This window comes from Aliiglaciecola lipolytica E3, assembly GCF_000314975.1.
GTDB classification, from domain to species: Bacteria; Pseudomonadota; Gammaproteobacteria; order Enterobacterales; family Alteromonadaceae; genus Aliiglaciecola; species Aliiglaciecola lipolytica.
In genome coordinates this window covers 16,357-29,669 of record NZ_BAEN01000041.1, presented here as the reverse complement: position 1 = coordinate 29,669, position 13,313 = coordinate 16,357, and the positions used below count along the sequence as shown (strand labels likewise).

The window sequence follows — 13,313 nt, the reverse complement described above, 5'->3', positions numbered from 1 at the left end:
CACTGTTTTGTAATAGTTCTGTTTTTATCAAGCCGCTTGCAATTGTGCGCGAAACTCACTTGGCGTTTGACCGGTAGTCTTTTTAAACAATGTGTTAAACGCTGCCTTGCTATCTAACCACGCGCTTTCAAATATCCTTTTGATGCTTTTATCCTTGCTAGCCTGAGCGCAAAGCTGTGCTTTAGCGTCAATAATGCGGTAATGATTTTCAAAGTCATAAAAATTTTGATTGAAATGTTTGTTAAGTACGTTTGATAAACTCCGCGTTGAAATTTCCATGCCTTTTGCTTTGCATGGGTTAGTTTTGCATTATTCCAATTATTAGCAGCGTTTACGTCAAATACGCGTCATTATCAGAATTTTGCAAGCTGTCGATTTTTAAAGCGTGAACTCCGTTCCAAATCCCCCAGCTCAACGAATGTGATATATTTGAAGAGAATAAGAATAGATTGAAGTCCTTTTGTGCTAAAGGAATTAGTGTACTCCCAATAGTATACTTCTTCAGCCTCAATCGATTTAAGGTATTTCGCGACGACTGAACGCTTCTCAATCGGAAGTAAATCCTCAAAACTTTTTCTCAGCTCTTCATCTGAACGTGACTCAACATCAAATAGGTCTAGAGCCTCCACGGCTTTGACAATAAGCTCAGCATACTTTCTCGTTCGCGGAGTATGCGGTTTTTCACTTTCTCTTTTGCAGATGAATGTATTTTTCGGTAATGATGATCGAACGCATTGACAAAAATATATCGGTGATATCTTTAAACCGTCGAAAAATAAATCACGAACAATAAAGATAAAAATTGAGCTTGTCTGTTCCTTTAAGCTCCCAGTTGTCATAATGAGTAAGCAACGACGCATAGTACTCAATATTGGCCTTGGAAAATAAAAGGATGTCCACCATAGCATTGACATTCCCATAAATCGGGTTTAGGAGCATTATATGCTTTTTCTTCTTTTCTTATTTGGGAAGGCCTGAAGTCAGTCGCTTGGTATTTGGTTGCATCAAAAACCTATTTTGAATTTTCATCAACCACTAAATTAGACAAACTTCTTGAGTTTTTGTACTGAGATTCTAATTGAGTAAATGTTTTATTCGTTTTTCTTCAGCGGTCACAACCGCTGATATTACTCTACTTAAAATTCGATACGAGGGTCTCTCAATACTTCGATGATCAAGCCAATCGAATGCTTGGTCAAATAATTCGCGATGATCTAATTTCGTTCGAATTTCTTGACTCAAATAGCGCTTTAACTTGTCCTCAATAGGTTTTTAAAAGGCTTAATATTGAATGCGGTAAATATTTTGCTGTAAATTTTTGAAATTTGTTGCCGCGTGAGTGATGAGAGTAAGTTTTGTAAACGCGGAGCATATTTTACCTTCATATATTTTAGGTCTCGCTCATAACGAACTGGATCAAATTTATTCGAATTCGCTTGGGGCGAAAATTCAATTACTTTTGGCAAAGCAATTTATTTTGAATTTGGTGATGTTTGTTCTTGTTTAACCGAAAGCTTTTGGAGATTGAGGTTCGAAAATTTCGTGTGGCAAAGTGCTAGGATGTGGCTAGCCCCCCGTAATCATCATCAATGTCTGTACGTAATGAAGTAAATATAACTGCGTAGTATGGAGGTTTTGGTGTAGTAGCAAAATCAGACATTTAAATCCCTACTTAATTGATTTGGTGGCATTCACTTATTGACCTTTATTGGTATGATAGAGTCAATCTAAAATATATTAACGACTTGTATTTCAATGAATAAAAACAGCACTCTAATTTCGTCGTGTCTCTTAATCTTATGTTTAAATGCATGCTCTACACAACATCAAGTGGAATTGAAATCGATGCAATCAACACAATCCCCCTCAGTAACTCAGTTAGTCGACAAGTTAGGATTAGAACCTCATGTTGAAGGTGGGTATTTCAAACAAACGTTTAAAGCCAATGCAGACCCCGTTATCCATACCGCAAAGGGACCAAGGGTTACATTAACCTCGATTTATTATTTGCTTACTGCCCAAAGTCCAATCGGTCATTTCCACCGAAACACGTCTGACATCATGCACTACTTTCATGGTGGCGATCCAATAACCTACTATCTCATATACCCTGATGGCAGGCTTGAAACAAAAACATTAGGATCGGATGTATTGTCTGGCCATGAATTTCAATTCGTTGTCGAAGGGGGTGTTTGGAAAGCCTCAACTATTGAGACAAACCAAGCAAATGGCTATGGATTAATTGGCGAAGCCGTTGCTCCAGGCTTTGAGTATGAAGACATGCAATTAGCCGTGCGCGAAGAACTAATTAACACGTTCCCGCAACATAAAGATATAATTAAACACTTAACCCGTGAAGACTAAAGTTAAGGTAAAATAAGATTTTCAACTTTGTCGATTTCCTGCAACCAATATTGCTTGTCTTTGGCTGGTAGGAAACTGCCAGTAAATCCATTTTTAACTATGGCAATTAATTGATCTTGAGTTAATCCTAATGCTTCATGTAAAGCGAGATAGTTTTCATTCAGGTATCCACCAAAATAACTCGGATCATCCGAATTAACTGTGACCAAAACATCCTGGTTAAGCAAATCGAGAATGTTGTGCTGTTTCATATCATCAAAAACGCATAATTTAGTGTTTGATAATGGACATACTGTTAACGGCATCTTCAGCTTAACCAGCGTTTCTATGAGCTTTGGATCTTCGCTACTTCTAACCCCATGATCAATTCGATCTACATGCAACAAATTTAACGCTTGCCATATATATTCTGCGGGGCCTTCTTCACCAGCATGGGCTACACAAAGTAAACCCAAATCTTTAGCTTGTTTAAAAACCGTTGCAAACTTTTCAGGTGGATTACCCAATTCTGAACTATCTAAGCCGACAATCTTAATATGTTTTAAAAATGGTTTTGCCGCGTTCAATGTATCGATGGCTTCTTGTTCACTTAAATGTCTAAGAAACGACATAATCAGTAAACTAGACTGGCCCCATTGTTGTTTAGCATCCTCAATCGCACGCGTAAAACCTGTCATAAAAGTTTCGAATGTGATACCGCGTAACGTATGGGTTTGAGGATCAAACATGATTTCTGTGTGTACAATATTTTGCTCTTTACACTTTAATAAGTATTGCCACATCAATTGATAAAAATCGTCTTCATCAACCAGTACAGATGCACCTAAATAATATAAATCTAAGAAGCTTTGTAAATCCTCGAAATTATACGCTTTTTGGATTTCTTCAACATTAGTGTAAGGCAGGTTGACCTTATGCTTTCGACTTAACTCGAGCATCAGTGAGGGTTCTAGCGTGCCTTCTATATGCAAATGCAATTCAGTTTTAGGTAAGGCTTGAATTAGTTTTTCCATAAATAAGACACTCTATTTTTTACTATCGAACTTTTGATGGGAAATTAGCCAACCAATGTTGGGCTATTTTTTCTCGAGTACATAACCAAACATGTTCGAAACTTTGGATATATTCTATGAAACGACGTAATGCAGCCAATCGTGCTGGACGACCAATAATACGGCAATGCAAACCAATAGAGAGCATTTTAGGGCTATACTCACCTTCAAGATACAATGTATCGAATGCATCCTTTAAATATTGGTAAAACATGTCGCCATTGTTAAATCCTTGCGCAGTAGCAAAACGCATATCATTGGTATCCAAAGTATACGGCACCATCAATAGCGGCTTGTTATAGTGATAGTCGTAATAGGGTAAATCGTCTGCATAACTATCTGCACAATATAAGATATCTTCGCGCTCTGAAATCAGACTTAAGGTGTTGGGACTCGTCCTGCCGGTATACCAACCGTTGGGTTTACTGCCGGTGATTTTTTCATGTAATTGAATCGATTCATCAATCAATTTACGCTCTGTATCGATAGGCATATTTTGATAATCAATCCAGCGTAAGCCGTGACTGGCAATTTCCCATCTAGCCGCTAGCATAGCTTCTACCGCCTCAGGATTGCGTTGCATTGCCATAGTTACGCCAAATACGGTAACCGGAATTTGATTATCATTGAGTAATTTATAAATTCGCCAAAAGCCAACCCTACTTCCGTATTCATATAGCGTCTCCATACTCTGATGTCGATCAGCATACGCTTTTGCGCCGATAATTTCAGATAGAAAAACTTCTGAAAACTCATCGCCATGCAATACGTTATTTTCGCCACCTTCTTCGTAATTAAGTACAAATTGAATGGCAACTTTAGCGTTGTTTGGCCATTTAGGGTTAGGTGGATTTTGCCCATAACCTTTGAGATCACGAGGATAAGATTGCATTATACGGCCCTTAATCTAACGATATTTTTCTGGAATTTCTAAACTACAACCTTTCAGTACTAAACTGATAATTGCCTTAGTCGCTTCTTCAAATTCGCTTTCTCCCATCTGCTTTCCTTGTAAGTGGGTTATTTGCGCCGAGAAATCAGCATAGTGTTGGCAGCAGGCCCAAATATGGTAAAGCAAATAGTATGCATTAGGCGTCTGAATTTTACCGGTTTCAATCCAATATTGAACAACCTCAACTCGCCCTTCCATCCAAGCAACATTGTTCTCTTTATAGAATCCTTTTAAATTCGGAGCGCCATTGATAATCTCCAATGCAAAAATGCGAGAAGCATCGGGACGAGTAAGCGAAAACTCCATTTTTTCAGCGATATATTTGGCTAAAACTTCTGCGGGATCATCTTCTTTTGTAGCGTGATCAAATACAGAATTCCATTCATCTAAAATTTGTTGGAGAACCGCTAAATATAAATTCTCTTTGCTCTTAAAGTAATACAGTACATTGGTTTTTGGTAAACATGCCCGATCAGCAACCTGTTGAATTCGGGTCCCTTTAAATCCATGTTTAGCAAATTCAAATTCAGCGGCGTTTAGAATTAATTGTTTGTTTGCAGCGCCAATTCGGCCTTCTTTATTGATTTTATTATCAGTCATGGTCCATTATTTCTACTATTGAAGGTTGAAGCCCTACTCGGCATGGGTCTATCATTCTTTCTAACAATGTATCACTAGTTCTTGGCATTTCTAAGTCGCTAAGCAAACTATTTTAAATAAAAATATCAATTAGTTTCAATATTAGTTGACCATCTGGTCAGGTTTTATATTATAGGTACTTTCAAATTTAAGCAAAACAATCAATGGCGATATCAATTTGTAGCCGCGTTTAACTACAATGATATAACTCTAACTAATTAGTTTATCGGCACTCGGGATACTTCATGATTCAATTTTTACTCAACAATGTGTCGACTGAAATTGACTCAGTGGAGACGGATCTAACAGTTTTAGATTACCTTCGTGAGCACAAAGGTTTGTGCGGCAGTAAAGAAGGTTGCGCATCTGGAGACTGTGGGGCTTGTACAGTTGTACTTGCTCAATTAAATAAGCAAAAAGATGGTATCGATTACAAAGCCGTAAATAGTTGTGTCACTTTTACTAGTGCTTTACATGGTAAGCAGTTAATTACGGTTGAACATTTGTCTGAAAACCAACAGTTACATCCAGTACAAGCCGCCATGGAAACACACCACGCTTCGCAGTGTGGCTTTTGTACTCCAGGTTTTGTCATGTCTCTTTTTGCCTTTTACCATCAAGATTCAGACTGTAACCGTCATAATGTTGAATTAGCCTTATCAGGTAATCTCTGCAGATGTACAGGCTATCGCCCCATCATTGATGCCGCATTGGACAGTTGTCAGACTAAACAAAAAGATAAATTCGATACAAACGAACAATCTATTATTCAATTGTTGAAATCAATAGGTCACAATAATGCCGGGCTCTCTGGATTGCATATCCCCACTTCCAGAGCAGCACTTGCAAATCTATTAAAAGAAAACCCCAATGCAAAATTATTCGCTGGCAGCACAGACTTAGCCTTAGAGGTGACCCAACAATTAAAAACCTTAGATTGTTTAATCGATTTAAAGTGTGTGCCTGAATTAAATAATCTAAGTTTATCAAACTCTCATTTAAGCGTTGGTGCTGCAATACCATTTAATGAGTTAGAACCCCTCTTACTTAAACATTTTCCGTCTTTGAGCGAACTATTGTGGCGATTTGCTTCAGTGCCCATACGGAATCAAGCAACTTTAGGTGGAAATATTGCCAATGCGTCGCCAATTGGGGATATGCCTCCAGTCATGTTAGCTATTAATGCAGAAATTGTCGCAGACGACGGCAATACCACAAGGTCCATACCAGCTAGAGAGTTCTTTTTAGATTATCGGAAAACTGCATTGCAAACAGGAGAATGGATAGATTCAATTAAACTTCCGCTTCTCCCCCCTGACGCAATGCTAAAAGCCTATAAAGTATCAAAGCGGATGGAGGATGATATCTCTGCGGTGTGCGCAGTATTTTATGTCATTGTTGAACAAAACAAAATCAAGGAAATATATACAGGATTCGGTGGTGTGGCAGCTACGCCTGTTAGTGCTAAATCATTTGAACAAAATATGTTAGGTGCAAAATGGCATTCAACTGACACTCTAGAACGTGGTAAAGCGCTACTACGTGATGCATTCACGCCAATGGATGACGTAAGAGCGTCGGCAAACTATCGTTCAGATTTAGTCGTAAATTTGTGGCATCGTTTTTGGATAGAGAATACACAAACAAGTAACGCTATTGAAACCAGGGTAGTAACACATGCGTAAGCTTATTGATTTGAAAAACGACGAAAAAGCAAGTGGAAAAATTGGTAGCTACATTAAACACGAAAGCGCTAAGCGGCATGTTACTGGCCAGGCAGTTTACGTTGATGATAAAGACTTACCTAGCAACACCCTTTTTGCAGCCATTGGCGTAAGTACTATAGCGAACGGAAAAATTAGCTCTTTGGATCTATCCAAGGTTAAGTCCAGCCCCGGAGTGATTGATATCATTACCGTTGAAGATGTACCTGGTCATACAGATATAGGCCCCGTTTTCAAGGGCGATCCTATAATGAGCAGTGTTGATATAGCATTTCATGGGCAAGCGATATTTGCTGTACTGGCCACTTCAACACGATTAGCCAGACAAGCGGTTACTCATGCCAAGCTTGAATTTTCAAGTAATAAACCAGTATTAACGACTGATGAAGCTCATCAACAACAAAGTTTCGTCAGACCCTTGCATCGCATGCATCAAGAAACCGAGAATAACCTTCAATCACAAGACTTACATCAAATAGAATCGTGTTTGGATGTGGGTGGTCAAGAACATTTATATCTTGAAGGACAAGTCTCTGTTGCGATACCTCAAGAAGAAGATCGCATGCTCATTTATACCTCTAGTCAACACCCCAGTGAAGTCCAAAAACTGGTAGCTGAAGTACTCGACACATCTATCAACAAAGTTACTGTAGATATGCGCCGAATGGGTGGCGGTTTTGGAGGTAAAGAAACGCAGGCTGCCCAATGGGCCTGTATCGCGGCAATTTTTGCTTTTCGCCAAAAACGTCCAGTCAAACTGCGATTACCCAGAATGCTAGATATGCAGGTAACTGGTAAGCGTCATCCGTTTACTAACAAATACGCTGTACAGTTTAATGATGCTGGGATAATTCAAACAAGCAAATTCGAAATAAATGGCGATTGTGGACACTCCCCTGACCTTTCTGATGCGATAGTTGATCGTGCTATGTTTCACGTTGACAATGGCTATCATATTGGTAACACAGATGTGGTGGGTCACAGATGTAAAACAAATAAAGTCTCCCATACCGCTTTTCGCGGATTTGGTGGCCCGCAAGGCATGATAGTCGCCGAAGACATGCTAGATAAAATAGCACGACATAGAGGTCTCGACCCTTTGACCGCGCGAATCCGTAATTTATATGAAAGTAAAAACGCCACAAACACACATTATGGTATGCCCATCGGACAAAGTGTTTTACCAGATTTAATCAGTAGGTTAGAAAGCACAAGTGATTATTGGCAGCGAAGAAAACGCATTCAAACCTATAATCAAACGAGTCCCATAATTAAAAAGGGCTTAGCACTAACGCCGGTTAAGTTTGGCATCTCATTTACTGCAAAACATTTAAATCAAGCAGGCGCTTTATTACATGTTTATACCGATGGCAGTATGCAAATAAACCACGGCGGCACTGAGATGGGGCAAGGATTGCACACTAAAATCGCGCAAATTGTCGCAAATGAATTTGGTGTCCCCATTGAAAAAGTGGATGTGACTTCTACACGCACCGACAAAGTGCCAAATACGTCTCCGACAGCTGCGTCTAGCGGTACCGATATCAACGGCAAAGCGGCGCAAAATGCGTGTATAGAAATAAAGAGTCGATTAGCTAATTTAATGGTCGATCTCTATCACAAGAATAAGCAGTCAGAAAACAATCAACAAGAAAAATTAGCATCGATAAGCGCAGAAACAGTCAAATTTACTGACCAAAAAGTATGTTTAGAGGATTTTGAAATTGGTTTTGCCGAACTAGTTCAAACAGCCTATTTTGAACGAATATCCCTCTCTACAACGGGTTATTATCGCACTCCAAAAATTCACTATGACCGCGAAACAGGCAAAGGACGACCGTTTTTCTATTTTGCCTATGGCGCAGCATGTAGCGAAGTCTTGATTGATACACTCACTGGGGAAACGCGTGTTGATCGCGTCGATATCCTTCATGACGTGGGAAATAGTATCAATCCGGCCATTGATATCGGCCAAATTGAAGGCGGGTTTATCCAAGGAATGGGATGGTTAACGACAGAAGAATTACTTTGGGATAAAAAGGGAAAATTGATCAGTAATAACCCTGCCACCTATAAAATTCCTGCCATAGGTGATACTCCGAGCATTTTTAATGTGGATTTATATCCCCATGCGAATACCGAAAACACGATTTATAATTCCAAAGCCGTTGGCGAACCGCCATTAATGTTAGCGATATCGGTATGGTGTGCTATCAAAGATGCCATTTCTAGTTTATCTGGCTACAAATTGGATCCTCAATTAAATACTCCTGCTACTCCGGAGAAAATACTTAAAGCTTGTCAGAGTATGCGCGCATCTGAGGAATATCAGGCATGATCGGTAATCGATGGTTTGATGGCATCCACCACTGCCAGAATACGGCAAAAGAATATGTGGTGTTAACGGTCATGGGGTCGGTCGGCTCTACACCACGCGCTCAAGGTACAAAAATGGTGGTCACTGAAGATCGCATATTTGATACCATTGGAGGCGGTCATTTAGAACACATGTCAATTCAAAAAGCACGCTCATTACTCGCGGATAAAAAGACAAACCAGCATGTCGAATATTTTCCATTGGGCGCGAAATTAGCGCAATGTTGTGGCGGAGCAACGCATGTGTTATTCGAGGTATTTTGGCAGCATGCGAATCAATTACTCATCTTTGGCGCAGGTCATGTTGCTCAGGCGTTAATACCAATAGTATCGCAACTTCCGGTTAGTACTACTTGGGTAGATTCAAGACAGCACATTTTTGATGATTTAGCGGTCCCTGACAATATTCACACAGTGATATCTCAAGACTGCATTGATGTTTTTAATGATAAGCAAATCAACTATGTGTTAGTAATGACCCATGATCATCAACTCGACTATGACATAGTTAAACAAGCCTTAACGATAGACTCTATTCAATACCTTGGATTAATTGGTTCAGAAACAAAAGCAAAACGATTTAAAACCAGACTAAAAAATCACAATATCTCTGAGCATCAATTGCAAAAATTGATTTGCCCGGTTGGATTAGACTCAGTAACCGGAAAGCGCCCCATTGAAGTGGCAATATCAATTGCTGGTCAGTTGATCCAACATTTAAATTCAGGCGACTCAGCTGATCCACAAAACACTCAAACAGCTTGGGTACAAACCAAAGAAATTGCGAAAATATTATGACCATAGATGAACTAAATGCACTCACCGTTTCCCAAGCGACAGATTGGTTTATACGCTGTTGCGCGTCTCGTGCGTGGGCAGAAAATATGCAGCGCTCACGACCTTATACTTCAATTGATGATGTGATAAACACAGCGTGTAAAATCTGGTCATGCTTATCTAATTCAGATTTTTTAGAGGCGTTTAAAGCTCATCCCATGATAGGTGATATTAATACACTAGAAGCAAAGTTCGCGAATACGTCTGCATTGGCAGAGCAAGAACAAGCAAGTGCGATTGGAGCAGATTCTAATGTGTTGCAAGAGTTACATAGACTCAATCATTTATATCTGGCACAAAACGGTTTCATTTTCATTATATGTGCAACAGGTCAAAGCGCTGAAAATATGCTGGCTTCGATAGAACAGCGAATTCACAATGATACAGAAACTGAAATAAAGATTGCTGCAGAGCAACAACTAAAAATTACTATATTACGAATTCAAAAAGGTTTAACCGCCTAATTTTTCAATAAGAACTTTAAAGAAGAGACTAAATGAATACTTTATCCAGTCACGTTCTTGATACGGCAGCGGGAAAACCTGTAGCTAGTTTAAAATTACAGTTAACAACGCCGCAAGGCGAACAAATCATTACTCAGACCGATAGCGATGGTCGATGTAATCAGTGGGACGAAGTAAAATTTACCGCTGGACAATACCAACTTCGTTTTTATGTAGAAGACTATCTGGTCGAAAAACACGGTGAAAGTTTCTATCCTTTTGTCGATGTAAATTTTAAATTATCGACTAATGGAGGTCATTATCATGTACCTTTATTAATCTCTCCTTTTGGTTTTAGTAGTTACCGAGGCAGTTAATTAATAATGGATTCTCACTGCCACGTTTTTCGAAGTAGCATATTGCACTTCCCAGAGGAAACAAGCTCTCCAGAGCAGAACTTCAATTTTTTTAAAGATGGCTTTCTAGTTACGCGTAACGGAAAAATAGCTGCCATTGGCCATTTTTCTGATTTACCAGAAGAATTTAAGTCATATTCGGTAGTCGATTATAGTGGAAAATTATTAGTCCCTGGTTTTATAGATTGTCACCTACATTTTCCACAAACAGAAATGATAGCTAGCTACGGTGAACAACTTTTACAATGGCTGCAAAATTTTACTTTCCCAACGGAAACTAAATTTCAGGATCATGATTACGCCAAAGCAATGGCAAATTTATTTTTAGCGCAGTTGTTTAGTAATGGCACCACATCAGCAATGGTGTACTCCAGTGTACACAAGCAAGCGACGGATGCTTTGTTTGCAGCTGCTACAGAACAGCAAATGGCGTTAATTGCCGGTAAGGTTTGTATGGACAGAAATTGTCCAGATGACTTACGCGACTGCCCTACTTCTGCCCAAAAGGACAGCGTAGAACTGATCGAAAAGTGGCACAACAAAGGGCGAACAAAATATGCGTTAACACCGCGTTTCGCGCCCACTAGTTCAGAAAACCAATTAGCTGCTTTAGGCGAATTAGCGCAACAGTACAAAGATGTGTTTATCCAAACCCATTTGTCCGAAAACACTCACGAAATTGCTTGGGTTAAAGAGTTGTTTCCACAACATCAGCATTATTTAGACGTGTATGACCATCATCATTTAGTTCGCAAAGGTAGTGTTTTTGGCCACTGTATTCATCTTCACCAAGATGAATGGGACTTACTTGCCGCAACTCAAGCCACGATTGCGTTTTGTCCTTCATCAAACCTATTTCTAGGTAGTGGTTTGTTTAATCTTGATAAAGCTAAACAATCGAATGTAAATGTCGCCTTAGCCACCGACGTCGGGGCCGGAACTTCATTTAATATGTTAAGAACCATGGGCGATGCATACAAAATTTGTCAATTAAATCACTGTAAATTATCTGCATTAAGTGGTCTTTACATGATGACGCAAGGCACGGCTAAAGCGTTGGATTTAGATGACAGCATCGGCAACTTAAACCCGGGCAGTCACGCGGACTTTGTCGTTTTAGATCCCAAATTTAGTAATCTTAGTGAGATTAGAACCGCTTCGTTAATGACAGACAACACTATTAACCTACCTTCCGACGTATTGTTCGCATTAAGTATGTTGGCAGATGAAAGAACAACAGAAGCTACGTATATCGCTGGAAAAGCGGTATTTAAACAACCCGCAAGGAGTCATTAAATGGTTTGGATAGATTGGGTATCGTTATTTATTCGTTGGTTTCACGTCATTGCCGGTGTAGCTTGGATTGGTGCTTCATTTTATTTTATCTGGCTAGATAATAATTTGGAGTCCCCCCCAGAGTGGAAAAAACAAAAAGGGATTAAAGGAGACCTATGGGCAGTGCATGGAGGCGGGTTTTATGAGGTAGCAAAATACCAATATGGTCCAGAAAACATGCCCGATACCCTCCATTGGTTCAAATGGGAGGCCTATACTACTTGGATCAGCGGCATTTGTTTGTTGGTTTTAGTCTATTACTTCGGCGCATCCGCTTTTTTAATCGACCCTAATGTAATGCAATTGTCAGAAACTCAAGCAATTGTTATGGGCTTGGGACTGATTTTTGGCGGTATGCTCGTCTATGAAATCGCATGTCGCAGTCCATTAGCCAAAAAGCCCATTCTGTTTGCAATATTTTTGCTTCTTCTATTAACCGTTGCTGCATGGCTGGCAACACATTGGTTTAGCGGTCGCGGCGCTTACATTCATATAGGTGCATTAATTGGCACTATCATGGTCGCCAATGTATTTTTACAGATCATGCCGTCTCAAAGAGCCATGGTTGACGCAGTCAAAAACCAACAAGAGATTGATCCTAGTTGGGGAGAAAAGGCGAAATTACGTTCTGTTCATAATAACTACCTTACGCTGCCCATCTTATTTATTATGATCAGTAATCACTATCCCATGACGTATTTACATCCACAAAATTGGTTGGTATTGATAGCTCTTTGTGTAGTATCTGCTTGGATAAGACACTTTTTCAATTTACGCCATGTAGGTATTGTAAAACCTTCTATTTTAATTACCGGCGCCTTGGCTATGCTAGCGATCGCGGTTTGGGTATCTGCACCTAATCTTTTTAATGGGACGAGTGATGCATCAAATTCCGAACCAGTAAAACAGGAAGAATTGGTGAGTCAATCTCAAGTTAAACAGGTATTGGATACACATTGTTTATCTTGTCACTCAAAAACACCAACAGATAACATGTTTCCATCACCACCATTAGGTTTAGTAATGGATGATTGGCAAGATATCGAAAATAAAGCGAGCGTGATCTATCAACGGGTATTTGTGACTCGTGATATGCCGTTTTTAAACAAAACCAAGATGACCAACGAAGAGCGCAAACTTGTTGCTGATTGGTATCTGCAAAATTTAAATTAGAA

At 39.5% G+C, this 13,313-nt stretch carries 12 protein-coding genes; 8 read left to right on the top strand and 4 right to left on the bottom strand.

Features of this window, described 5'->3' with window-relative positions; all coding sequences use genetic code 11:
* Nucleotides 1-27 precede the first annotated feature (27 nt).
* A complete protein-coding gene (locus GLIP_RS10255; protein ID WP_008844554.1) occupies nucleotides 28-279 on the bottom strand; it encodes a helix-turn-helix domain-containing protein in 252 nt (83 codons plus the stop codon).
* Between the two features lie 1,566 nt (nucleotides 280-1,845).
* Here GLIP_RS10255 and GLIP_RS10245 point away from each other — a divergent pair.
* Nucleotides 1,846-2,364: a cupin domain-containing protein gene (locus GLIP_RS10245; protein ID WP_008844549.1), complete on the top strand. Its 519-nt coding sequence runs from the start codon at nucleotides 1,846-1,848 to the stop codon at nucleotides 2,362-2,364.
* 2 nt (nucleotides 2,365-2,366) lie between these two features.
* On the opposite strand, the gene GLIP_RS10240 is transcribed toward GLIP_RS10245, so the two are convergent.
* Genes GLIP_RS10240 through GLIP_RS10230 form a run of 3 tightly spaced genes read right to left on the bottom strand, consistent with a single transcriptional unit; the run spans nucleotide 2,367 to nucleotide 4,968 of the window.
* A complete protein-coding gene (locus GLIP_RS10240) occupies nucleotides 2,367-3,377 on the bottom strand; it encodes an adenosine deaminase (protein WP_008844548.1) in 1,011 nt (336 codons plus the stop codon).
* A gap of 22 nt (nucleotides 3,378-3,399) precedes the next feature.
* On the bottom strand, nucleotides 3,400-4,308 hold the full coding sequence (gene puuE / locus GLIP_RS10235) for an allantoinase PuuE (RefSeq protein WP_008844547.1): 909 nt from the start codon (nucleotides 4,306-4,308) through the stop codon (nucleotides 3,400-3,402).
* Nucleotides 4,309-4,323: 15 nt separating this feature from the next.
* Entirely contained in the window at nucleotides 4,324-4,968 is a 645-nt protein-coding gene (locus GLIP_RS10230) for a TetR family transcriptional regulator C-terminal domain-containing protein (protein ID WP_008844546.1), read from the bottom strand.
* Between the two features lie 284 nt (nucleotides 4,969-5,252).
* Between GLIP_RS10230 and xdhA the strand changes: the two genes are divergently transcribed.
* Genes xdhA through GLIP_RS10195 form a run of 7 tightly spaced genes read left to right on the top strand, consistent with a single transcriptional unit; the run spans nucleotide 5,253 to nucleotide 13,311 of the window.
* The gene (gene xdhA, locus GLIP_RS10225) at nucleotides 5,253-6,692 is read left to right on the top strand and encodes a xanthine dehydrogenase small subunit (RefSeq protein WP_008844545.1); all 1,440 of its coding nucleotides are present in this window, start codon (nucleotides 5,253-5,255) and stop codon (nucleotides 6,690-6,692) included.
* On the top strand, nucleotides 6,685-9,069 hold the full coding sequence (gene xdhB, locus GLIP_RS10220) for a xanthine dehydrogenase molybdopterin binding subunit (RefSeq protein WP_008844544.1): 2,385 nt from the start codon (nucleotides 6,685-6,687) through the stop codon (nucleotides 9,067-9,069). Before xdhA ends, xdhB begins: the two co-directional genes overlap by 8 nt.
* Nucleotides 9,066-9,905, top strand: a complete 840-nt coding sequence (xdhC, locus tag GLIP_RS10215; protein WP_008844543.1) for a xanthine dehydrogenase accessory protein XdhC — start codon at nucleotides 9,066-9,068, stop codon at nucleotides 9,903-9,905. Before xdhB ends, xdhC begins: the two co-directional genes overlap by 4 nt.
* On the top strand, nucleotides 9,902-10,408 hold the full coding sequence (gene uraD / locus GLIP_RS10210) for a 2-oxo-4-hydroxy-4-carboxy-5-ureidoimidazoline decarboxylase (RefSeq protein ID WP_008844542.1): 507 nt from the start codon (nucleotides 9,902-9,904) through the stop codon (nucleotides 10,406-10,408). The genes xdhC and uraD overlap by 4 nt, the downstream gene beginning before the upstream one ends.
* A 32-nt stretch (nucleotides 10,409-10,440) precedes the next feature.
* Complete coding sequence (gene uraH, locus GLIP_RS10205; protein ID WP_008844541.1) at nucleotides 10,441-10,764, top strand: hydroxyisourate hydrolase; 324 nt, start codon at nucleotides 10,441-10,443, stop codon at nucleotides 10,762-10,764.
* A gap of 6 nt (nucleotides 10,765-10,770) precedes the next feature.
* Nucleotides 10,771-12,099 (top strand): guanine deaminase, encoded by a 1,329-nt coding sequence (gene guaD, locus GLIP_RS10200; protein ID WP_008844540.1) that lies wholly within the window; start codon nucleotides 10,771-10,773, stop codon nucleotides 12,097-12,099.
* On the top strand, nucleotides 12,100-13,311 hold the full coding sequence (locus GLIP_RS10195; RefSeq protein ID WP_008844539.1) for a urate hydroxylase PuuD: 1,212 nt from the start codon (nucleotides 12,100-12,102) through the stop codon (nucleotides 13,309-13,311).
* Nucleotides 13,312-13,313: the final 2 nt, after the last annotated feature.